Source organism: Ruegeria sp. CDSC051, from assembly GCF_059610665.1.
Window position 1 is genome coordinate 1 of sequence record NZ_JBXWOC010000006.1, and the last position, 20923, is coordinate 20923.

The window sequence follows — 20923 nt, forward strand, 5'->3', positions numbered from 1 at the left end:
TCGACAACGCATACGGAGACCGAAACCTCATCTGCACATGCCCACCAATGGACGCTTACGAAGAAGCCGCAGAGTAAGAGGCTGATATCAGGGTTCGAACCCCTTGGGCACGCCGAATGGCGGCGTGTCCACGCTTGTGCCCGTCAGGGCGTTCAGGAAGGCCACTAACTCGCTGATCTCGACGTCTGATAGCTCCATCGGGATGATGTCGACCTGACGACGCTGTCGCGCCAGTTCGAACCGGTCGTTCCACACCGCAAAATCAACCTGTTGCAGCCACGGGACTTTGGGCAAGGCGGCCATCTCGGGAGTCCAATGCGCAAGGCTGTCCTGCGGGTTCAGATGATGGCGAATGATGCTGTCGAGGTCAGGAAAGGCTCCGTTATGGCCATAAGGCGCGGTCAGGGCGACATTGCGCAGCATGGGGGTGCGAAAGCGATACGCATCCTCTAGCTGGTCGCTTTCGCCCATGCGCCCTACGTCCCGCACATTGGGGTCCCATTGCCGGGTGCGACCGGGGCCAAAGGGCGGAAGGGCCAGCGCGTGGAACTTCTGATCCGACAATAGCGGGCCAGAGTGACAGGTGGCACAGCGCGCCTTGCCGTAGAACAGGGCCATCCCGGACTTTTGGGTTGGTGTCAGAGCATCGGTGTTCCCAGCCAGATATTGATCAAACGGGCTGTCGGTGCTGCGCCATTCGATGGCCATGAAAGCGGCCAGAGCATTGGCGATCTGGGTGATGGTGATGTCTTCAGGCGTTTCGATCTCATCAAAAGCGCGGGCCATGGCGGGGCCGTATCGCGGGTCGGTACGGACGCGTTTCGCCAGAATCGGCCAGCCCTTGTCGATCCGGTCATGCACAGCGCCAGTCACCTGGTTTTCGGCAACATTCCCGGCCATCTCAAACTGCGAGGTCAGCGGGAACAGCGCCTGCGCGGCCAGCAGAGAATTCAATCCCGCGGGCAACCATTCCTGCGCCGGAGAGTTGAAGCCGTTGCCATAGACATCCGAGATACTCAGTCGTCCGTCATGGAAAACAGTATGGATGTCCTTCGCCCCGAGGTTCCAAAGGCCGGGCGAATTTCGGGGAATACGCTTGCGGATTTTGTCGGACCCAGTGCCCGGCGTGCGATCGGGGCCTAACCCCTGACCGCCTTCGCCAATACCCAGCGACAGGCCGTCGGATGTTCCGAAATCGGGATGGTGGCAATGGGCGCAGGCGATGTTTTGATTGCCCGACAGGATTGGATCGTAAAACAGTTGATGACCGATGGCGGCCTGTTCCATATCAAAGGACAGGAAATCATCATCGGTCAGCGGGCGTGGCAGCTCTTGCGCTGCGGCTGCGCCGGCGAAAAGGAAAGCAATCCCATGCGCCAGATTATATTTGCCCTGTGTATGCTTGCGACCCCTGCGCTGGCCGAGCTGGAACAGGCGCGTGACATGATGGAGGCCGGCGCGTTCGAGGCCGCGCGCGAGGAACTGCTGCCCGCCGCCCGATCCGGCAATGCCGAGGCCGAGGAATTGATCGGCGTGATGTACGGGTTGGGTCTTGGAGTCGAGCAGGATTATGAACGGGCCTTTGAATGGTATCTGCGCGCATCGATGAAGGGGCATCCGGGCGCACAATCGGGGATCGGCTGGTATTACGAACTGGGTCTGGGCATGCCTGCGCCCGATCTTGTGCGGGCTTACATGTGGTACACGCTCAGCGCCATTGGCGGCGATCCCGACGCGGCAATCAGCCTTGAGGAAGTGGTCAAGAAAATGTCGCCGGAGCAGATTGAAAGAGCCCATGTTCTGGTCAACGACTATAAAGGGTGGATGTACCCGTTTCGGTGAGGGTCGGGCCAAACGCCCGACCCTAAATGGCTTAGTTCAGGTCCGCGTCACGCGATGCGTTGACGTCTGCCTCGGCCGCTGCAACGGCTTCGGTGAGCGCGGTGAAGACCTCATCACCACGACCGACGTTGGTTTGGAACCACTCGTAGACCGGGGTTGCCGCCTCTTTGAACGCGGCTTTCTGCTCGGGTGTCGGCACGTACAGATCACCGCCACCGGCGACGAAATCCTCATAGGCCTGGATCGACTTGCGCTTGGGTGAGGCAAAGGTGGCCTGCTGCAGCGCATAGAACCCATCGACCACGACACGGCGCATGTCTTCGGGCATCTCCTGGAACTTGGCGTTATTCATCCACCACAGAGCGCCCATATAGGCATGGCCGTCCAGGGTGACATATTGCAGGCCTGCATCGGGGAATTTCATGCCCATGATGTCGGTGATGCCGTTCTTGGAGCCTTCAACCACACCGGTTTGAAAGCTGGTGAACAGTTCCGGCCACGGGATCGGGGTGGGCGATGCACCCAAGGCTTTAACCAGCTCTTGTGGCAGGTCAGCGACCACGGTGCGGATTTTCAACCCTTCCATATCAGCTGGTTCAGCCACGCGACGCTGGGTGTTGGCAAAGTTGCGCCAGCCACCAGTGTTGCCGATGGTCATCAGACGGATCGCGCCGCCGGAATCCTCAAGCGCCATGTCGCGCATGGTGCGGGTGAAATCGCCGGATAGAACGTGCTCGGCAATCCGGTCATCCGCCATCAGGTAGGGTAGGTCGAGGACCTGGACATAGGGAAAGATGCCTGACGCCCCGCCCGAGGTCGAGATATAGATGTCGATGGTTCCATCGGCCACACCCTGCAGGCATTCCGCGCCGTTCGAACACAGCTGCGTACCGATGAACAGCTCGACCTCGATCGCGCCGTTCGAAGCGGCTTCGACATAGTTCTTGAAAACGATCAGACCGTCATAATCCTCGTCATTTTCGTTCGAGTTGGCCGTGGCGCGCAGCGTATAATCCGCTGCCGTGGCCGCGATGGCTGATGCGGCGACCAGCGACGTGGCCACCGCTGCGGTTTTGATAAAGGTTCTGAGCATGCGTTTCCTCCCTGTGGAACTCAGTTAGTTGGCAAATCCCGTTATCCTCGGGATCGTCATGGATAATGCGGGGATGTAGGTGATCAGAAAGATCACGATGATTTCGACGGCCAGAAACGGCAGGATCGCCTTGGCAATGGTTTCAACCTTTTCGCGCGACACGGCGGCGGCCACGAACAGCACCAGCCCCATGGGCGGTGTGGCCAGACCAACGGTCAGGTTGACGCTCATGATGATGGCAAAGTGGATCGGGTCGACGCCGAGGCTGGTAAAGATCGGTCCCAGGATCGGCCCAAGAATGATGATCGCAGGCCCGGCATCCAGAAACATGCCGACAACGAACAAGAGCAGGTTGATCAGAAACAGCAGGATCAGCGGGTTTTCCGACAGGCTGAGGATCAGCGAGGCCAGCTGTTCTGGCGCATGGCTGAGGCTGACCACGGTTTTGAACGCCATCGCCGCCCCCACCAGCAGCAGAACGACGGCAGAGGTCAGGCCGGCATTGCTGAGGATCTCGGGCACTTCTTTGAGCGTCAGGGTGCGCAGGATGAAAAAGCCGATCAGAAAGGCATAGCCGACGGCCACCGCTGCGGCTTCGGTCGGTGTAAAGATACCGCCCAGAATACCACCCAGAATGATCACCGGAGTCAGCAGTGGAAAGAACGCCTTGAGGCTGGCCTGACCCCGTTCACCCCATGTGTATTTGCGGCTGGCAACGGGAAAATCATACTTGTCGGCCATGAATTTGATCATCAGCATCAGGCCAACGCCAACCATTACGCCCGGCACGATCCCGGCCAGAAACAGCGCCGCAACGCTTTCGCCCATGACATAGGCATAGATGATCATGATGCCAGAAGGCGGGATGATCGGGCCTATGACGGAACTGGCCGCCGTGATTGCCGCGGCAAATTTGCGGGTATAGCCCTGCTTCTCCATCGCCGGGATCAGCATTGAACCCAGCGCTGATGTATCCGCCACGGCAGAGCCTGAAAGTCCCGCAAACAGGATCGAGCTGAGCACGTTCACATGCGCCAACCCGCCGCGAAAATGGCCCATCAAGGCTTGGCTGAATTCCACCAGACGGATGGTTATCCCGCCGCGGTTCATTAGCTCTCCGGCCAGCATGAAGAAGGGGATGGCCATCAGCGGAAAGCTGTCCATGCCGTTATAGACATTGCGGTACAGCAGGGTGATGTCATTGGACTGACCATTCAACCACAGCAGGATGCCCGGCGCGGCCAAAAGGGCGAAAAAGACCGGCAGGCCGATCATCAGGAAAACAAGGAAGGTGGGCAGGAACCAGATCAGCATCTATTCAGCCCCCACCGGTGCGTCGGCAATTTCAGGCAGCAGGTCTGCGCCCCCCAATAGCGAGACAATCGCGCGCAGGATCAGCTCGACATTTACTACGATCAGAAGGGCCACCCCTACCAGCAGCGAGGCCATCATCCAGCTGCGCGGGACGCGGTACCATTCGTCAAAGCCAAATGAGGTGGGAATATACAAAGCGGCGGTTGCGAATTTGCCCCCGAACCCGGTCACTTCGGACCAGCCGATCTTAACCGCCACCAGCAGCACCGCCAGTGACACGAACAGCAGCGCGAGCATCAGTATCTGTCCCAATACGCGCGGAAGCATCAGGGGCACCATGTCGATGGCCACGAACCCGCCGCGGCGAAATGCGGTCGGGGCCATCAGACCCGTCATCCAGAGCATGCAGAACCGGGCGGCCTCATCCGGCCAGGGCAGTGCGTTGCCTAGCACATATCGGAAGAATACCTGAATCAGGATTGCGGTCACCATGAATGCAATCGCAACGACGCCAACCGCGCGGCCCAATCGCAGCACGGTTTCGTTCACGAATGCAATCGGCGCCAGCATCGTTGCCAGTCCGCCCATGCGTTTCCTCCCTATGTCAGCCGCGGGTTTGTCCCGCAGTCGTCAGAGCGCGCTTAGGACTGCGCGAATTGGCCGAGTTTTCCGGCATAGAAGGTCAGCGCGTCTCCATCGCTTATGCTGGCCTTCAGGACTTTGCCCACCACGATCACATGATCGCCTGCGTCGTGATAAGCGTGTTGTTCACATTCAAACCGTGCCAGACAATCCGGCAGCAGAGGGGTGCCATTCGAGCAATGCCCATGGGCGATGTCCCGCAACGCAAAGGCGTTTTTCGAGCAGCCGAAACACAGCTCGGCCTGTTCAGAGGACAATACATGAACGCTGAAATGGCGCGCCTTGTGGAAATAGGGGAAGCGGCGCGAGTTGCGGTCGCCAGCCCACATGATCAGGGGCGGGTCCAGCGACAGGGACGAAAAACTGTTGGCGGTGATGCAGACCGGACCGTCCGTGCTGTTGCAGGTGACGATGGTAACTCCGGTGGCAAAGCGGCCAAACGCATCGCGCAGGGTGCGGGTGTCATCCTTGTGTGGGATGAAAGTATGGTTCATGTCCTGTGACATTGCATTCATCATGGTACCTCATGGCCCAGTGCCGCCTCATAAAGGCGGTACCAACTCTCGCGATCCAGATTGACTTTGAAGGCGTCCGAAATCTGTTTGATCCGGCCCAGATTATTGGTGCCCAGCACCGGCAGGATGCCTGCAGGATGTGCCAGAAGGAAGGCCACGGCCACTGCTGCCCGGTCCACTCCGAATTCCGCCGCGATCTCATCCGCGACCACGCCGACCGGAGGGTTCCCGGCCATCAGCAGTCCACCGCCCAGCGGCGACCACGCCATCACCGGCTGCCCATGCTGTTGATGAAACGCCAGATCGCCATTGGTGAAGGGGCGGATTTCGCCCAGCGAGATCTCGATCTGGTTGGTGACCAGTTGGGTCTTCATAGCTGATTGCAGCAGGGTCCAGTCCCACGGGCGGAAATTCGATACGCCAACCGCGCCCACCTTGCCGCTGGCCACGACCTCGTCCAGCGCTGCGCCGGTCTCATGGTGGTCCATGAAGGGATCAGGGCGGTGGATCAGTAGCAGGTCGACATGATCGATTGCCATCTCGGTCAGAGAGGTTTCAACCGATTTCAGGATATGCGCGCGCGATGTGTCATAATATTTTACCTTCGCATCCGCGTATCGGCCCATCGGCGCAACGATGTCGCATTTGGTGACGATCTCCATCCGCGCGCGCAGCGCCGGGTTGGCGCGCAAGGCGTTGCCCAAAACCGCCTCGGCCGCGTAACCGCCATAGATGTCGGCCTGATCGAATGTGGTGATGCCCTGATCCAGGCAGGCTTGTATCTTGGCTTCGACATGATCCGCCGAGGTGTCACTGTCATCACCCAAGCGCCACATTCCGTATACCAGGCGGCTCATTTCCAGCGTGTCTGAAAGCTTTACACGTTGCATTAGCGGCGAACTCCGTTGCCCAGCGGGGTGGCCGGGGTGGTTTTGGGCACGCGTCCGTATTCCTCGGGCAGCGAGCAGGTTTTCAGGTTGGGCATCACGCGGGCACCGAAATGGCGGGCCTCGTCCAGATGTGGATAGCCCGAGAAGATGAAGGCGCGGATGCCCATCTTTTGATAGTCTTCAATCTTGGTCATGACTTGATCGGTGGAGCCCACAAGCGCTGCGCCGCAGCCAGACCGCGCCCGGCCCACGCCTGTCCAGAGACCAGGTTCGACATAGCCGTATTCATCCGCCAGATCGCGGTTTTTGGCCTGATGCGCCACACCCAGCGAGGTGGAATCCAGCGCCCGTTCGCGGATGGCGCGACCGTATTCGTCGTCCAGCTTGGATACGATGTAATCCGCGTATTCTTGCGCTTCGGCCTCGGTGTCGCGAACGATCATGTGAACGCGCAAGCCGTAATCCAGTGTCCGGTTGTAATTCTCGGCTACCGCATGAACCGCCTGCATCCGCCCGGCCAGTTGATCCTTGGTTTCTGGCCACATCAGGTAGACATCGCAATGCTCTCCGCACAGTTCGAGCGCAGATGGGGAATAGCCGCCGAAATACAACAGTGGTCCGCCGGTCTGATAGGGTTTGGCTGGGTCGGTGGTCAGGCCCGAGAAATTATAGACCTCGCCCGCATGGTTGATCTCATCCCGCGTCCAAGCCTGTTTCAGGATTTCGACGACTTCGCGCGAGCGTTGATAACGGAACGCGCTGTCTGCCTTTTCACCAGGGAAATCGGACGAAATGATGTTGACCGTCAAACGCCCCTGCAACATGTGATCCAGCGTCGCGATGGTGCGGGCCAGCATGATGGGCTGCATTTCACCGCAACGCACCGCGGCCAGCAGGTTGATCTTGTCGGTGATCGGTGCGCATCCAGCAACAAAGCTGAGCGTGTCCTGACCGACCTGATAGGATGACGGGCACAGGATGTTGCGAAACCCCTGTGCCTCGGCCTCTTTCACGATGGTGGAACAGTGGTCCCAGCTGGACCGCAGATCGCCATCGGGCATCCCCAGAAACTGATAGTCATCTGAACACAGAGCCGAAAACCACGAGACCTCGGCCGCGTTCAGATCGGGGGAGGTGATTGGGACGATCGTCATCTGAGTCGGTCTCCGCAATGGATTTGCTTTTTCTCTTGCGTAGCAATCACATTGATGTAGATCAATAGTGTATCAATTTTTCCTGTGACCAATCGAAGCGCCCCGACGTGCCCCCCACAAGCCGAAACCCCAATGCCCTTCCGATATATGTTCAGATTGCAGAACTGCTGATCCGCGATATTGCGGCCGGCCGTCTGATTGACGGTGAGCGCCTGCCGCCGGAACGGGACATGGCGGCGGACCTGAATGTCTCGGTCGGGACCCTGCGAAAATCGCTGTCCGAGCTTGAGAAAAAAGGGATGTTGGAACGCATTCAGGGCTCGGGCAATTACATCCGTGAGACCGGAACGCAGAACAGCGTCTATGCGATGTTCCGGCTTGAGCTGCCCGAAGGGGGCGGTTTGCCAAGTGCGGATATCCTGTCGGTCGATCATCTGGAAAAGCCTGCCAATCTGCCCGGTTTCGGAGCCGCGGCCACGGGGTCGCGCGTGCGCCGGATGCGCTATTTGAATGACACAATCATCGCGGTCGAAGAGATATGGCTCGACGAATCAGTGGGTTTGATCGACGGCGACCTGCTGTCTGACTCGCTGTATCGCTATTATCAGCAGCAGTTGGGGTTCTGGATCACGCGGGCCGAAGACAGGGTTTCAATCGCGGTGCTGCCCGATTGGACACCGACGGGCTTCACCAAGCCCGCTGGGCAGACCGTCGGGTATATCGAGCGGTTTAGCTGGTCAGAACAGGCCGAACCCGTCGAATTCTCTAAAACTTGGTTCGATCCGGATCGGGCCACCTATGTTCAACGCTTGAAGTAAAAGGAAACGCGCATGACCCGGACCATCAATTACGGGCTGATCGGATGCGGCATGATGGGGCAGGAGCACCTGCACAATATCGCTCTGCTGGATGGCACGCGGGTGGCGGCGATCTATGAGCCCGACCCGCAGATGGCCCGCGCCGCGCAAGAGATTGCACCGGAGGCCGAGATGGTGGGATCAGTAGCGGATCTTTTGGCGATCGAGGATCTGGATTGCCTGGTTATCGCCAGCCCGAACCACCTGCATGTAGATCAAATCTGCGACATCGCGGCGATGCGCCCACTGCCCCTGTTGGTGGAAAAGCCGCTTTTTACCGATCCGCAGGATGCAGCGCGGCTGGAAACGGTGCAGCGTGACTATCCCCATCCAATCTGGGTGGCGATGGAATATCGCTATATGCCTCCGATTGCTGCTTTGATCAAAGGGCTCCAATCCACCGGCGGGGTGCAGATGCTGACGATCCGGGAACATCGATTTCCCTTTCTGGAAAAGGTCGGCAACTGGAACCGGTTCAACCGCAATACCGGCGGCACATTTGTCGAGAAATGCTGCCATTTCTTCGACCTGATGCGGCTGATCCTTGGGTCCGATCCGGTGCGGATCACCGCCAGCGGTGGGCAGGCGGTAAACCATCTGGACGAAAGCTATGATGGGGAAATGCCGGATATTCTGGATCACGGTTATGTTCTGGTTGATTTCGCCAACGGCACGCGGGCGATGCTGGAACTGTGCATGTTCGCCGAAGGATCGCGGTACCAAGAGGAAATCTCGGCCACAGGACCGCAGGCCAAGATCGAGGCGCTGGTGCCGGGGCCGGGGCGCTTTTGGCCCGATCATCTGGGTGACCCGCCGGTGCCGCAGGTCATTGTCAGCCCGCGTAATCCAAAAGGGCCGGTGTCACAAGACATCCCCGTTGACCCGCGCTTGCTGGCCGCCGGGGATCACAATGGCTCGACCTATTACCAGCATCAGGGGTTCCTTGCGCTTGTTCGAGGCGAGCGCGCCGCGCCGGATGTGACGCTGCAGGATGGTCTGTGGGCCGTTCGTATGGGGTTGGCGGCACAACAGGCGCTGGCAACGGGTGAAGCCGTTCGGTTGACCTGATAGGCAACAAGGACGATGCGCTGAGCCGGTGACGAAATTGCGCCTATCGGAAACGCGCTCCCCCAACTTGCGCATAAAAACCTGTCGTTTTTGATTTCTAATGAGTCTTTTTCGCTTGTTGATGCTGCGTCTGCACCCTAGCTCTGTCCGTGGGACACCCCTCCCCAACGAGGGGCGTGTATCTGGAAGGGTAATACACATGACTATCGAACAACCGGCATCGAATGACGCCGTGCGCAAACCTGAAACGCGGCCGGCAAATCCGCGCTTTTCCTCGGGGCCCTGCGCCAAACCCCCCACATTTGACCTGACCAAACTGGCTGACGCAGCGCTTGGCCGTTCGCATCGCGCTGCTGTTGGCAAGGACAAGCTGAAAGCGGCCATCGAAGGTACGCGTGAAGTGCTGGGCATTCCAGCAGATTACAAGATCGGCATCGTTCCCGCGTCTGACACCGGCGCGGTTGAGATGGCGCTGTGGTCGCTGTTGGGTGAACGCAAGGTCGAGATGCTGGCCTGGGAAAGCTTTGGCTCGGGATGGATCACGGATGTGGTCAAGCAGCTAAAAATCGACGCCGAAGTGAAAACAGCCGATTATGGGCAGATCATCGATCTGGCCTCGGTCGACTTCTTCCATGACGTGGTCTTTACATGGAACGGCACGACTTCGGGCGTGCGGGTGCCAAACGGTGACTGGATTGCGGATGACCGTCAGGGTTTGACGATCTGCGATGCGACTTCGGCGGCCTTCGCGATGGACCTGCCGTGGGACAAGTTGGATGTGACCACGTTTAGCTGGCAGAAAGTTCTGGGCGGAGAGGCGGCGCATGGGATGCTGATCCTTTCCCCGCGCGCTGTGGAGCGGCTGGAAAGCTATACCCCCGCATGGCCATTGCCCAAGATTTTCCGCCTGACCAAGGGCGGTAAGCTGATCGATGGTATCTTTTCTGGCGCCACGATCAACACCCCGTCGATGCTGGCGGTTGAGGACTATCTGTTCGCATTGGACTGGGCGCGCTCGGTTGGTGGTCTGCAGGGATTGATTGGCCGGGCCGATGCGAATGCCGGTGCGGTGCATGCGTTCTGCGAGCAGAATGACTGGATCGCCAACCTGGCTGACGACCCGGCGACGCAGTCGAATACGTCTGTCTGTCTGAAATTCACCGATGCGCGCATTCGGGACGGCGCAGCCTTCGCCAAGGCCGTTGCAAAGCGGTTGGAGGCCGAGAATATCGCGTTGGATATCGGGGCTTATCGCGACGCACCTGCGGGTCTGCGTATCTGGTGCGGCGGCACAGTCGAAACTTCGGATATCGAAGCGATGTTGCCCTGGCTAGCCTGGGCCTTCGAGGCTGAGCTCGCAGCACAAACTGAAGCCGCCTGATCTTTCCCAATCTTCACCGGGCCGCCTCAGGCCCGGACATCTCATTACATTCAAGGACCACAGACATGGCTCCCAAAGTACTCGTTTCTGACAAACTCAGTGAAACCGCTGTTCAGATTTTCCGCGACCGCGGCATCGACGTGGATTTCATGCCCGATCTGGGCAAGGACAAAGATAAACTGGCCGAAGTGATTGGCCAGTATGACGGTCTTGCCATCCGCTCGGCCACCAAGGTCACGCCGACCTTGCTGGAACATGCGGACAAGCTGAAAGTCATAGGTCGCGCCGGCATCGGCACCGACAATGTCGACAAGGATGCCGCCAGCAAGAAGGGCGTCATCGTGATGAACACGCCCTTTGGCAACATGATCACCACAGCCGAGCACGCGATTGCGATGATGTTCGCCGTGGCGCGGCAGATCCCCGAGGCCAGTACTTCGACCCATGCGGGCAAATGGGAAAAGTCCAAGTTCATGGGGATCGAGCTGACCAACAAGACCTTGGGCGTCATTGGTGCGGGCAATATCGGCGGGATCGTCTGCGAACGTGCCCTGGGCCTGAAAATGAAGGTTGTCGCCTATGACCCTTATCTGGGTGAAGAGAAGGCCGCCAAGATGGGTGTGGAAAAGGTTGAGCTGGACGAACTGCTGTCCCGTGCCGATTTCATCACCCTGCATGTGCCGCTGACTGATCAGACCCGTAATGTTCTGAGCCGTGAGAATCTGGCCAAGACCAAACCGGGCGTGCGGATCGTCAACTGTGCCCGTGGTGGTCTGGTCGACGAAGAGGCGCTGGCCGAGATGTTGCAATCCGGCCATGTCGCCGGGGCCGCCTTTGACGTGTTCAGCGAGGAACCTGCCAAGGAAAACGCGCTGTTCAACCTGCCCAACGTCGTCTGCACGCCGCATCTGGGGGCCGCAACGACCGAGGCGCAGGAAAATGTAGCATTGCAGGTGGCCGAGCAAATCTCGAACTACCTGCTGACCGGCGCGGTGGAAAACGCGCTGAACATGCCCAGCGTGACGGCGGAAGAGGCCAAGGTCATGGGGCCTTGGATCAAACTGGCCGGGCATCTGGGCGGTTTCATCGGTCAGATGACGGATGAGCCGATCAAGGCGATCAACATCCTCTATGATGGTGTTGCGTCGGAAATGAACCTTGCCGCTCTGAACTGTTCGGCCGTCGCCGGGATCATGAAAAAGTTCAATCCCGAGGTGAACATGGTGTCGGCTCCGGTTGTGGCCAAGGAACGTGGTATTCAGATTTCGACCACCAATCAGGACAAGTCTGGCGCCTTCGAGGGCTATATCAAGGTGACCGTCGTGACCGAGAAACGCGAGCGTTCGATCGGCGGAACCGTGTTCAGCGATGGCAAGCCGCGCTTCATTCAGATCAAAGGCATCAATATCGACGCCGAGGTGGGCGCGCACATGCTCTATACCACGAACGAAGATGTGCCGGGTATCATCGGTGCGTTAGGTCAGGCCATGGGTGAGCACAGCGTCAATATCGCGAACTTTACCCTCGGACGCGCCGAGGCAGGGGGGGAGGCGATCGCCTTGCTTTATGTTGATGAACCCGTACCAGCCGAGGCGCGGGCAAAGCTGGCCGAAACCGGCCTGTTCACGCAAATCAAACCGCTGGAGTTCGACGTTGCCTGAGGTGGTGTTGAATATCTGAGACACTTCATACCCGCGTCTTCCAAGGCGTGGGTATTTTCTTTTCCCGGCCGCCAAGACGCGTCACAAGCAGGGTGTTCCTGTTGATTTAGGGTTTTCCATGTCCTCGCCAATTTATGCAATCGGTGACATCCACGGCCAGCTCGGCATGCTGCAGGTTGCGCTGTCGCGGATCGAGGCAGATGGCGGGCCAGATGCAAAGATTGTGTTTCTGGGTGACTATGTCGACCGAGGCCCGAACAGCCGCGCCGTGCTGGACCTGCTGATCGAAGGCCAAAAGGCGGGGCGCAACTGGGTCATGGTCAAGGGCAACCACGACCGTATGATGGCTCGCTTCGTGCAAGAGCGCGAAATTGCAGATAAGCAACTACCCGTCACGCTGAGCTGGCTGAACCCACGGCTGGGTGGTCGGGACACGCTGGCCTCCTACGGGGTGGAAGTCACGGACAATGACCGCATCTATCAGGTCCATGAACGGGCCTGTGCCGCCGTACCGCCAGCACATCTGGATTTCATCAACGCTTTGCCAGTTTACCATCAAGAGGATGAGCTGCTGTTCGTCCACGCTGGCATCAGGCCTGGTCTTCCACTGTCGCAGCAATCCGAAGATGACCTGGTTTGGATACGGCAGGAATTTTTGGTTGAATCTGGCCCGCACCCCTGGCTGATCGTGCATGGTCACACCCCTGTGGATGCGGCGGAACATTGCGGCAATCGGATCAATTTGGATGCGGGCGCGGGCTATGGTCATCCGTTGGCCACTGCCGTGTTCGAGGGCCGTGATTGCTGGTTGCTGACCGCACAGGCGCGCGCGCCGCTGAGACCTAGTCTTCGGTAAACAGGTCTTTGTAAGCTTCGCGTAGCGCGTTTTTTTGCACTTTGCCCATCGTATTGCGCGGCAATTCGTTCAGCACTATCAGCTTGCGGGGATGTTTGAATCGCGCCAGTTGGGTCTGTGCGCTTGCCATGATGGCCTCGAGGTCGGGCGACTTGTTTGGTTCGGCTACCAACAGGCCTAACACGGTTTCGCCGAAATCCGGATGGGGCACGCCGATAACTGCGCTTTCCAGAACACCGAGCTGGTCGTCCAGCACCAGTTCGACCTCTTTGGGATAGATGTTGTACCCGCCCGAGATGATCAGGTCCTTGCCGCGTCCGACGATATGGACATAGCCGTCCGCGTCCACACGTCCAAGGTCGCCGGTGATAAAGAACCCGTCCTCGCGCAACTCTGCTGCGGTCTTCTCGGGCATTTCCCAATAGCCCTGAAAGACGTTGGGGCCACGCACCTCGATCATGCCGATTTCGCCCTGTGGCAAGGTTTCACCCGTCTCAGAGTCGGTCACTTTGAGCTCAACGCCCGGCAAGGGGAACCCCACGGATCCGGCGCGGCGTTCACCGTCATAGGGGTTCGAGGTGTTCATGTTGGTCTCGGTCATACCGTAGCGTTCAAGAATGCGGTGCCCGGTGCGGGCCTCAAACTGCTGATGCGTTTCGGCCAGCATTGGGGCCGAGCCCGAGATGAACAGCCGCATATGACGTGCCAGATCGCCGGTGAACCGGTCGTCATCCAACAGACGGGTGTAGAAGGTCGGAACCCCCATCATCGCGGTTGCATCAGGCAAATGCCGCAGTACCTCATCCAGATCGAATTTCGGCAGAAAGATCATCGACCCGCCCGAAGCCAGTACCACGTTGGTTGCCACGAACAGCCCATGAGTGTGAAAGATTGGCAGAGCATGCAGCAACACGTCATCGTCGGTAAACCGCCATTCCCGTACCAATGTTTCGGCATTCGACAGCAGATTGGCCTGTGACAGCATCGCGCCCTTGGATCGGCCGGTCGTGCCGGACGTGTACAGGAAGGCGGCCAGATCATCCTCGGTGCGGTTGACCGGCTCGAAAGCAGGCAGCATACCCAGAGCACGCCGCATCAGGCTGCCGGATCCATCAGCGTTTAGCGTTTCAAGCCGCGCCTTCTGGGCGGCGGCGACGGGTGCCAGACCAGCCTTATTTACATCATCGCAGACCACCAGCGCAGCGCCGCTGTTTTCGATGAAATAGCTCAGTTCGCTGACCGTATAGGCAGTGTTGAGTGGCAGAAAAACCAGACCGGTCTGCACACAAGCAGCAAACAGCGCAAGCGCTTCGGGCGACTTTTGCACCTGAACCGCAACGCGTTGTCCGGGTTCGAGCTCAAAGCCGATTAGGGTATTGGCCAACCGAGATGCCATGTCCAGGAAATCAGAATGGGTCAGCACCTGACCGTTGGGCAGATGCAGGAAAGGCGTCTCTTTGCCCGCGTGAATGCTAAACAAGCGATCGTAAAGCGGGTTGCCCATTTACCGAGTTCCTTTCTGTCCAGTCCTGGCGAATCTGTCTTGGAATGGCGTGCTGGTAAAGCCCTGAATGGCGCAATCGGTCGCCGTTCTGTCCGCATGATGTGCCAGAGGTTGCTGCGGACAAACTGTCTTCTGGCGATCGGGGGCTATCTGCGTTAATCGCAGGTGAATTCGCCGGAGATAGACTATGTATGTTGCCACCCTGTTGACCAATCCCGAAACGCGCGCGCTGGATTTGGCGCTGGTCGAGTCGTTGCGGAATGCCTGGGGCGGGGCCGAGATCATCTGGCTCAGCCCGGATGAGGCGGCAGAGTTCGCGCTGCAGGAACTTCCGGGCAACCAGTGGGATGTCTGGGGTGATTTGCAGAAGCTTGGCGTTGACCTGATCGTGCAGCCTGCCGAGGGGCGGCGCAAAAAGATGCTGTTGGCGGATATGGACAGCACCATGATCCAGCAGGAATGCATCGACGAATTGGCGGATGAGGCCGGTGTCGGCGACCGCGTCAAGGACATTACGGCCCGCGCAATGAATGGCGAATTGGATTTCGAAGGCGCGCTGACCGAACGGGTCGGGTTGCTGAAAGGGTTGGATGAGGCTGTGATCGGCAAGGTTCTGGCCGAACGCATCACCCTGATGCCCGGCGGCAAGGTGCTGGTCGCGACGATGCGCGCCAATGGCGGCTATGCGGCGCTGGTCTCGGGCGGGTTCACGGCGTTTACTGCCAAGGTGGGCAGTGAATTGGGGTTTGACGAAAACCGTGCCAACACTCTGCTGGCCGAAAACGGCAAGCTGACCGGCGATGTGCAGCGACCGATTTTGGGACGACAGGCCAAAGTCGACGCGCTGGAACAGATTACCAAGCGTCTGGGCCTGTCCGAAAACGATGTGATCGCTGTGGGTGACGGGGCAAATGATCTGGGTATGTTGGGCCGGGCCGGAACCGGGGTTGCGCTGCATGCAAAGCCTTCGGTCGCGGAACAATGCGAAGTGCGCGTCAACCATGGCGATTTGACCGCGCTTTTGTATCTGCAGGGCTATGCGCGGCAGGAATTTGCCCAAGCCTGAAAGCCGGGGCTTCCCTTTATTTAACAAAAATGTTAAACAGCGGTCATGAGTACGCTTCTGACCACATTCTCCGCCTTGTCCGACGCCACGCGGTTTTCCATCGTTGAACAGTTGATGCAGGACGGAGAGCAGCCCGCAGGCGACCTGATCGAAGGGCGCGGTATGTCAGGTGCTGCGGTCTCGCGTCACCTGAAGGTTTTGCGTGAGGCCGGGCTGGTTCGGCAACGGGTGCAGGGTACCCAGCGGATGTATTCGATCCGCCCCGAAGGTCTGTACGCGATCGCGGAGTGGACCATTTCGAAACGACAATTCTGGGAAAGCAGTCTGGATCGTCTGGGCGATGCTATTGAAAGGGATACCTCATGGCCGATCTAAAGCTGGAACGCACGTATCCGATACCGCCAGAGGATCTGTTTGCGTGGATCAGTGTCGCAGAACGGCTGTTGCAGTGGTGGGGTCCCGAAGGGGTGCACGTGCCCGAACATACTCTCGATTTTTCGCGCGTTGGTCCGTGGTATTCGGTCATGGAGAATGGCGAGGGCCAGCGCTTTAAGGTCTCGGGCCATGTGACCCATGTCGATCCGCCCAATTCGGTTGGCTTCACCTGGGGCTGGCATGACGATCAGGATCAGCGTGGGGCCGAGAGCCATGTAACGCTGCGGATCGAAGTCGCAGGCGATGGCGCGCGGCTGGTCGTCGATCACCGCGACCTGGGCGATGACGAGATCGCCGCAAATCACGAGAAAGGCTGGACCTCGACGCTGAACAAGCTGGCCGGTCTGGCGCAATAAGTTTTCATCTGGGAGGAAAGAAATGCCACAGTTTCTGTTTGTCTATCACGGCGGCACCACGCCATCGGACCCCGCCGAGGTCGAAGCGACCATGGCCGCCTGGGGCGCCTGGTTTCAGAATATGGGCCCGGCGCTGGAGATCCCCGGAAACCCCGTGGGCCAGTCCTATACCGTCAGTTCGGGCGGTGTGGTCGACAATGGCGGTGCCAACCCGGTCTCCGGCTTTACGGTGATCAAAGCCGACAGCATCGACGCCGCCAACGAGATGGCCAAGGGATGCCCCATGGTCGTGAACGGGTCAGGCTCGGTCGAGGTGGCCGAGATTCACGAGATTGAGATGTAGCCGCCCTAGCCGGGGAATCCCGGCGCGGGTCGGATCACGCCACATTCAAGCCCGCGACGGCTGTATTGCGTGGCGTTCATAAAGGTGCGGGTGGCCGGGTGATCGGCCTCCAGTACGCCGAGGCTGACCAGAATGGCAGCAATGGCGCATTCGCTGGCACGGGTAGCGCCATCGGTGATCTTCAGCGCGACGCCCATGCGTTTTTCAGGGATGATGGCGATGAATACGGCCTCGGCCCCGGTCTTGATCGCGGCGCGCCCGTTCATGGCGCGCATCAGCTCGGTACAGGCGCGCGTCTCTCCGGCCACCAGCTCGGGATGTTTGATCATCGCCGCGGTCAGGTGTTGTGCCGCATCGCTGGCCCGGTCCGACCGGTCCGCCGCCGAGGCAAACCACGCCATCGACCGTGCCATCCCCACCAGCGAGGTGGCAAAGTTCGGGGCGGAACAGCCATCGATGCCATAGCCGGGGCTGGTTTCGCCGGTGGTTTCTTCCAGCGCGGACAAACAGGCCTGTTGAACCGGGTGGTCGATTTCAAGATATTCCGGCCCGGCACCCATATGCTGTGCTACCGTCAAAAACCCGCTATGTTTGCCCGAGCAGTTGTTGTGGATCTGACAGGGCGTGTCGTCGGCAAGTATCAGCCCGTCGCGCGCCGCCATATCCTGAGGCTCTTGCGGCCCACAGCGCAAATCGGTTTCAGCCAGGCCCAGATGGTCCAGCCAGGACGTTACCCTGTCTGTGTGAATATGCGCGCCGTTATGCGAGGCACAGGCCAATGCCAGATGCTCGCTGTTCAGCCCGTATTTCGCGGCCGCCCCAGATGTAATCAACGGCAGGGCCTGTATCATCTTGGCCGAAGACCGGGGGTAGATTATCGCCTCCGGGTCGCCCCAGCTGCGCACGATTTGACCCGTGTCATCACAGATAACCGCATGTCCCAGATGCAGGCTTTCCAGTAAAGGCCCCCGCCATAGTTCGGTCATTGCTACAGGCTGCGTCATCGGGACCCTCCTAAACATGCGCAAAAAACTGCCAACCGCCCTTTCGCCTATGGCGAAACTTGCGATAGTGTGTGTATGTCGGCAATCACCGGAAGACGCAACTTACAGACGAACCGTCAGGGTTCGCGAGCCATTCCGGTGGGTATGAGGTATTAGGTCGAGCTAGGAGGCTGGACAGATGGGATCAAAGCTCGTCCGCGTAATCGCGGGCCTGTGCGTGGCAGGGATGACAACGGCTGCAACCGCTCAGCAGGCAGACAGCACCAATAGAGTATCCGTAAACACCGACTGGAGTGTGTTTGTGGAAGAGGACCCAACCGAATGCTGGAGCGTTGCAACGCCGGATGAAACCGTCAACACGCGCGGCGGGCGCGTTGTTTCGGTGAGGCGCAGCGACATCCTGCTGTTTGTCGTGTTCAGACCTGATCCCGATGTGAAGGGGCGCGTCTCATTCACCGGGGGCTATCCGTTTGCCGCGGGATCGACCGTATCTGTATCCATCGACGGAAACAGCTTCGAATTCAGCACCGAAGGCGAATGGGCCTGGCCCGCGTCAGAGGGTGATGACCAAAAAGTAATCGCTGCCATGAAAAGCGGTACCGAAGCAGTGCTGACCGCCCGGTCCGAGCGCGGCACTCAGACCAAAGATACTTTCTCATTGCTGGGCTTCACAGCCGCTTTAGACGACGCCGAGAAACGCTGTACCAACTGAGCGCGCCAGCGCTCGGGCAGTGGCCCGGCTTGCAAAGTGGTGCCAGTTTCGCAGGATAGGACCGCCCTCCTTCATAGCTTAACTTAACGTCATCTATAAATTTGATCTGCGTCAATGCTCCGCGCTCTGAAATACTGAACTAATCGGTTCAAGCAGAGAGAAAAGGAGAGCATCGATGCAGAAGAAAGTTTTGGGCCTGTTTGTGCTGACCGCCGTCGTATTGCTGAGCGCTTGTGATAAATCCGCTGAGACATACCCGGTTTCGGGAGAGCAATGTGGGCCAAACGATCCGGTCAAAACGCTGGACGCCGAGGATTGCTTTATTCCACCAGCAGGTGCGTGATCCAATACGGCTGGCCTGGAAACGTCCGGGCGGCATAGGAGTTCGAATGACCGCGGGGTTGATCCCCCGCGGTTTTTTGTAACCTCTGGCGTCGCTGTGCTAAGCTGAACGCGTTAGTCTAACGACCCTTCGAGGAGTATGTCATGCGTTTGGTGATAATGGCTGTTTTAACCCCCACGTTGGCTGTGGCGGATCCTGCAATGGAATGCACGAACGCAAGTTCACAAGTCGAAATCGGATCTTGCGTTGCCAGTATGGAAGCGGGGGTTGAGGCTGCGCTGACCGATAGTTTTGGCTTTGCCATGGATGCAGCCAACGCGTTGGACGAGGTGACCGGACGGACAAGCGCGGCGCCTGCGATGGAGGCGGCGCAAAGCGCCTGGGTCGGGTATCGTGATGCGCAGTGCGAGGCGGTCGGCGCGTCTTTTGGTGGTGGGTCGGGAACCGGCATTGGTATCACCTCTTGCCGGATTGAATTGGGGCGCCTGCGGATTGACGAATTGCTGCGTTTTGTAAATTAGGCGCGACGAATTCTTTTGATCTTTGCGCGCAGTCCTATATAGAGGCGCATTCCAAGCCAGAATCTTAGAGACCCACCTATGTCGCCCAAAGCGCCGATCACTCAAGACGTCATGACCATCCCCCGCAAATTGCCGGAGGGGAAGGTGAACCTTGTCGGGTTGACCCGGGATCGCCTGCGCGAGACCCTGATCGAACACGGCACGCCTGAAAAACAGGCCAAGATGCGCACGGGCCAGATCTGGCAGTGGATTTACCAATGGGGTGTGCGCGACTTTGCCGAGATGACCAATCTGGCCAAAGCCTATCGCACCCAGCTGGCCGAGCATTTCGTGATCGAAATCCCCGAGGTTGTGACCCGACAAGTGTCCGAGGATGGCACACGCAAGTATTTGGTCCGTATTGCTGGCGGGCATGAGGTCGAGGTGGTCTATATTCCCGAGGACGATCGCGGCACGCTGTGTATCTCGTCTCAGGTCGGTTGCACGTTGACTTGTTCCTTCTGCCATACAGGCACGCAGAAACTGGTGCGCAACCTGACGGCGGCGGAAATTGTCGGTCAGGTGATGATGGCGCGGGATGATCTTGACGAGTGGCCGGTACCGGGTGCGCCCAAGGACGAAACCCGCCTGCTGTCGAACATCGTTCTGATGGGTATGGGCGAGCCTCTTTACAATTTTGAGAACGTCCGCGACGCGATGAAAATCGCGATGGACCCCGAAGGTATCTCGCTGTCTCGCCGCCGGATTACCCTGTCGACATCGGGCGTGGTGCCCGAAATCGCGCGTACCGCGCAGGAAATCGGCTGCCTGCTGGCAATTTCGTTCCACGCGACGACCAATGAAATCCGCGATGTGCTGGTGCCGATCAACAAACGCTGGAATATCGAAGAGTTGCTGCAGGCTTTGGCTAGCTATCCCAAGGTTTCCAATTCGGAACGGATTACGTTTGAATACGTGATGCTTGATGGTGTGAATGACAGCGATGAGGATGCGCATCGTCTGATCGAGCATATCAAGCGCCACAAAATCCCGGCCAAGATCAATCTGATCCCGTTCAACGAATGGCCCGGCGCACCGTATAAGCGCAGCTCGAACAATCGTATTCGGGCTTTTGCCAATATCATCTATCAGGCCGGGTATGCCTCGCCCATCCGCAAGACGCGGGGCGAGGACATTATGGCGGCCTGCGGTCAGCTGAAATCGGCCACCGAACGCGCCCGTAAATCGCGCAAGCAGATTGAGGCCGAGGCCGGTCTCGACCGCGGATAAGCAGCTGAATAGACGGCGCATCACAAAATTAATTTTTGGGGCGCTGTCTATCGAATGCAAAATTTGATATGTTTCATTGGCTAGGTGTGGATGCACC

At 58.8% G+C, this 20923-nt stretch carries 23 protein-coding genes; 14 read left to right on the top strand and 9 right to left on the bottom strand.

Annotation, left to right across the window (positions count from 1 at the left end; all coding sequences use genetic code 11):
• Positions 1-87 precede the first annotated feature (87 nt).
• Positions 88-1287 (bottom strand): cytochrome-c peroxidase, encoded by a 1200-nt coding sequence (locus AC2FH0_RS14665; protein ID WP_282022004.1) that lies wholly within the window; start codon positions 1285-1287, stop codon positions 88-90.
• A gap of 84 nt (positions 1288-1371) precedes the next feature.
• Between AC2FH0_RS14665 and AC2FH0_RS14670 the strand changes: the two genes are divergently transcribed.
• A complete protein-coding gene (locus AC2FH0_RS14670; protein WP_496692579.1) occupies positions 1372-1842 on the top strand; it encodes a tetratricopeptide repeat protein in 471 nt (156 codons plus the stop codon).
• A 31-nt stretch (positions 1843-1873) separates the two neighbouring features.
• Here AC2FH0_RS14670 and AC2FH0_RS14675 read toward each other — a convergent pair whose 3' ends face one another.
• The 6 genes from AC2FH0_RS14675 to AC2FH0_RS14700 are packed head-to-tail and all read right to left on the bottom strand — an operon-like array spanning position 1874 to position 7450.
• A complete protein-coding gene (locus tag AC2FH0_RS14675; protein WP_142637250.1) occupies positions 1874-2935 on the bottom strand; it encodes a TRAP transporter substrate-binding protein in 1062 nt (353 codons plus the stop codon).
• 24 nt (positions 2936-2959) lie between these two features.
• Positions 2960-4249 (bottom strand): TRAP transporter large permease, encoded by a 1290-nt coding sequence (locus AC2FH0_RS14680; RefSeq protein ID WP_142637247.1) that lies wholly within the window; start codon positions 4247-4249, stop codon positions 2960-2962.
• Positions 4250-4837: a TRAP transporter small permease gene (locus AC2FH0_RS14685; RefSeq protein WP_496689969.1), complete on the bottom strand. Its 588-nt coding sequence runs from the start codon at positions 4835-4837 to the stop codon at positions 4250-4252.
• Positions 4838-4890: 53 nt separating this feature from the next.
• Entirely contained in the window at positions 4891-5406 is a 516-nt protein-coding gene (locus AC2FH0_RS14690; protein WP_185956692.1) for a flavin reductase family protein, read from the bottom strand.
• Positions 5406-6296, bottom strand: a complete 891-nt coding sequence (locus AC2FH0_RS14695; RefSeq protein ID WP_496789679.1) for an aldo/keto reductase — start codon at positions 6294-6296, stop codon at positions 5406-5408. Before AC2FH0_RS14695 ends, AC2FH0_RS14690 begins: the two co-directional genes overlap by 1 nt.
• Positions 6296-7450: an LLM class flavin-dependent oxidoreductase gene (locus tag AC2FH0_RS14700; RefSeq protein ID WP_496789680.1), complete on the bottom strand. Its 1155-nt coding sequence runs from the start codon at positions 7448-7450 to the stop codon at positions 6296-6298. The genes AC2FH0_RS14695 and AC2FH0_RS14700 overlap by 1 nt, the downstream gene beginning before the upstream one ends.
• A gap of 107 nt (positions 7451-7557) precedes the next feature.
• Here AC2FH0_RS14700 and AC2FH0_RS14705 point away from each other — a divergent pair, with 107 nt between their 5' ends.
• The 5 genes from AC2FH0_RS14705 to AC2FH0_RS14725 all read left to right on the top strand — a co-directional run bounded on the left by AC2FH0_RS14705 (position 7558) and on the right by AC2FH0_RS14725 (position 13273).
• On the top strand, positions 7558-8268 hold the full coding sequence (locus AC2FH0_RS14705) for a GntR family transcriptional regulator (protein ID WP_496789682.1): 711 nt from the start codon (positions 7558-7560) through the stop codon (positions 8266-8268).
• Positions 8269-8280: 12 nt separating this feature from the next.
• Positions 8281-9375, top strand: a complete 1095-nt coding sequence (locus AC2FH0_RS14710) for a Gfo/Idh/MocA family protein (RefSeq protein WP_496709359.1) — start codon at positions 8281-8283, stop codon at positions 9373-9375.
• A gap of 199 nt (positions 9376-9574) precedes the next feature.
• Positions 9575-10756 (top strand): phosphoserine transaminase, encoded by a 1182-nt coding sequence (locus AC2FH0_RS14715; RefSeq protein WP_496703248.1) that lies wholly within the window; start codon positions 9575-9577, stop codon positions 10754-10756.
• Positions 10757-10821: 65 nt separating this feature from the next.
• Positions 10822-12417, top strand: a complete 1596-nt coding sequence (gene serA / locus AC2FH0_RS14720) for a phosphoglycerate dehydrogenase (RefSeq protein ID WP_496789683.1) — start codon at positions 10822-10824, stop codon at positions 12415-12417.
• Between the two features lie 118 nt (positions 12418-12535).
• Positions 12536-13273 carry a metallophosphoesterase family protein gene (locus AC2FH0_RS14725; protein WP_496789684.1) on the top strand — a complete coding sequence of 246 codons (738 nt, stop codon included), beginning with the start codon at positions 12536-12538 and terminating at the stop codon, positions 13271-13273.
• Here the strand turns inward: AC2FH0_RS14725 and AC2FH0_RS14730 are convergent.
• Positions 13260-14777 (bottom strand): malonate--CoA ligase, encoded by a 1518-nt coding sequence (locus AC2FH0_RS14730; RefSeq protein ID WP_496789687.1) that lies wholly within the window; start codon positions 14775-14777, stop codon positions 13260-13262. The genes AC2FH0_RS14725 and AC2FH0_RS14730 overlap by 14 nt on opposite strands.
• A 187-nt stretch (positions 14778-14964) precedes the next feature.
• On the opposite strand from AC2FH0_RS14730, the gene serB reads away from it, so the two are divergent.
• The 4 genes from serB to AC2FH0_RS14750 are packed head-to-tail and all read left to right on the top strand — an operon-like array spanning position 14965 to position 16977.
• Positions 14965-15843 (top strand): phosphoserine phosphatase SerB, encoded by an 879-nt coding sequence (gene serB, locus AC2FH0_RS14735; protein ID WP_496789688.1) that lies wholly within the window; start codon positions 14965-14967, stop codon positions 15841-15843.
• A 45-nt stretch (positions 15844-15888) separates the two neighbouring features.
• Positions 15889-16218, top strand: coding sequence for an ArsR/SmtB family transcription factor (locus tag AC2FH0_RS14740; protein WP_282021995.1), 330 nt, complete (start codon positions 15889-15891; stop codon positions 16216-16218).
• Positions 16206-16634: an SRPBCC family protein gene (locus tag AC2FH0_RS14745; RefSeq protein WP_496703253.1), complete on the top strand. Its 429-nt coding sequence runs from the start codon at positions 16206-16208 to the stop codon at positions 16632-16634. The genes AC2FH0_RS14740 and AC2FH0_RS14745 overlap by 13 nt, the downstream gene beginning before the upstream one ends.
• A gap of 22 nt (positions 16635-16656) precedes the next feature.
• A complete protein-coding gene (locus AC2FH0_RS14750) occupies positions 16657-16977 on the top strand; it encodes a YciI family protein (protein ID WP_496677859.1) in 321 nt (106 codons plus the stop codon).
• Positions 16978-16982: 5 nt separating this feature from the next.
• Here the strand turns inward: AC2FH0_RS14750 and AC2FH0_RS14755 are convergent, their stop codons facing one another.
• Positions 16983-17981 (bottom strand): asparaginase, encoded by a 999-nt coding sequence (locus AC2FH0_RS14755; RefSeq protein ID WP_496677858.1) that lies wholly within the window; start codon positions 17979-17981, stop codon positions 16983-16985.
• Positions 17982-18159: 178 nt separating this feature from the next.
• Between AC2FH0_RS14755 and AC2FH0_RS14760 the strand changes: the two genes are divergently transcribed.
• From AC2FH0_RS14760 to rlmN, 4 genes are all read left to right on the top strand, one after another.
• Positions 18160-18693, top strand: a complete 534-nt coding sequence (locus AC2FH0_RS14760; protein ID WP_142637215.1) for an invasion associated locus B family protein — start codon at positions 18160-18162, stop codon at positions 18691-18693.
• A gap of 175 nt (positions 18694-18868) precedes the next feature.
• On the top strand, positions 18869-19036 hold the full coding sequence (locus AC2FH0_RS14765) for a hypothetical protein (protein ID WP_185956689.1): 168 nt from the start codon (positions 18869-18871) through the stop codon (positions 19034-19036).
• Positions 19037-19179: 143 nt separating this feature from the next.
• Positions 19180-19557 (top strand): lysozyme inhibitor LprI family protein, encoded by a 378-nt coding sequence (locus AC2FH0_RS14770; RefSeq protein ID WP_246097235.1) that lies wholly within the window; start codon positions 19180-19182, stop codon positions 19555-19557.
• A 78-nt stretch (positions 19558-19635) separates the two neighbouring features.
• Positions 19636-20826, top strand: a complete 1191-nt coding sequence (rlmN, locus tag AC2FH0_RS14775) for a dual-specificity RNA methyltransferase RlmN (protein WP_496789689.1) — start codon at positions 19636-19638, stop codon at positions 20824-20826.
• Positions 20827-20923 lie beyond the last annotated feature (97 nt).

Excerpts from the sequence above, each read along its gene's own strand:
- AC2FH0_RS14665 (WP_282022004.1), bottom strand. The coding sequence starts at position 1,287 with ATGGAACAGGCCGCCATCGGTCATCAACTGTTTTACGATCCAATCCTG.
- AC2FH0_RS14670 (WP_496692579.1), top strand. The coding sequence starts at position 1,372 with ATGCGCCAGATTATATTTGCCCTGTGTATGCTTGCGACCCCTGCGCTG.
- AC2FH0_RS14675 (WP_142637250.1), bottom strand. The coding sequence starts at position 2,935 with ATGCTCAGAACCTTTATCAAAACCGCAGCGGTGGCCACGTCGCTGGTC.
- AC2FH0_RS14680 (WP_142637247.1), bottom strand. The coding sequence starts at position 4,249 with ATGCTGATCTGGTTCCTGCCCACCTTCCTTGTTTTCCTGATGATCGGC.
- AC2FH0_RS14685 (WP_496689969.1), bottom strand. The coding sequence starts at position 4,837 with ATGGGCGGACTGGCAACGATGCTGGCGCCGATTGCATTCGTGAACGAA.
- AC2FH0_RS14690 (WP_185956692.1), bottom strand. The coding sequence starts at position 5,406 with ATGAATGCAATGTCACAGGACATGAACCATACTTTCATCCCACACAAG.
- AC2FH0_RS14695 (WP_496789679.1), bottom strand. The coding sequence starts at position 6,296 with ATGCAACGTGTAAAGCTTTCAGACACGCTGGAAATGAGCCGCCTGGTA.
- AC2FH0_RS14700 (WP_496789680.1), bottom strand. The coding sequence starts at position 7,450 with ATGACGATCGTCCCAATCACCTCCCCCGATCTGAACGCGGCCGAGGTC.
- AC2FH0_RS14710 (WP_496709359.1), top strand. The coding sequence starts at position 8,281 with ATGACCCGGACCATCAATTACGGGCTGATCGGATGCGGCATGATGGGG.
- AC2FH0_RS14715 (WP_496703248.1), top strand. The coding sequence starts at position 9,575 with ATGACTATCGAACAACCGGCATCGAATGACGCCGTGCGCAAACCTGAA.
- serA (WP_496789683.1), top strand. The coding sequence starts at position 10,822 with ATGGCTCCCAAAGTACTCGTTTCTGACAAACTCAGTGAAACCGCTGTT.
- AC2FH0_RS14725 (WP_496789684.1), top strand. The coding sequence starts at position 12,536 with ATGTCCTCGCCAATTTATGCAATCGGTGACATCCACGGCCAGCTCGGC.
- AC2FH0_RS14730 (WP_496789687.1), bottom strand. The coding sequence starts at position 14,777 with ATGGGCAACCCGCTTTACGATCGCTTGTTTAGCATTCACGCGGGCAAA.
- serB (WP_496789688.1), top strand. The coding sequence starts at position 14,965 with ATGTATGTTGCCACCCTGTTGACCAATCCCGAAACGCGCGCGCTGGAT.
- AC2FH0_RS14740 (WP_282021995.1), top strand. The coding sequence starts at position 15,889 with ATGAGTACGCTTCTGACCACATTCTCCGCCTTGTCCGACGCCACGCGG.
- AC2FH0_RS14745 (WP_496703253.1), top strand. The coding sequence starts at position 16,206 with ATGGCCGATCTAAAGCTGGAACGCACGTATCCGATACCGCCAGAGGAT.
- AC2FH0_RS14750 (WP_496677859.1), top strand. The coding sequence starts at position 16,657 with ATGCCACAGTTTCTGTTTGTCTATCACGGCGGCACCACGCCATCGGAC.
- AC2FH0_RS14755 (WP_496677858.1), bottom strand. The coding sequence starts at position 17,981 with ATGACGCAGCCTGTAGCAATGACCGAACTATGGCGGGGGCCTTTACTG.
- AC2FH0_RS14760 (WP_142637215.1), top strand. The coding sequence starts at position 18,160 with ATGGGATCAAAGCTCGTCCGCGTAATCGCGGGCCTGTGCGTGGCAGGG.
- AC2FH0_RS14765 (WP_185956689.1), top strand. The coding sequence starts at position 18,869 with ATGCAGAAGAAAGTTTTGGGCCTGTTTGTGCTGACCGCCGTCGTATTG.
- AC2FH0_RS14770 (WP_246097235.1), top strand. The coding sequence starts at position 19,180 with ATGCGTTTGGTGATAATGGCTGTTTTAACCCCCACGTTGGCTGTGGCG.
- rlmN (WP_496789689.1), top strand. The coding sequence starts at position 19,636 with ATGTCGCCCAAAGCGCCGATCACTCAAGACGTCATGACCATCCCCCGC.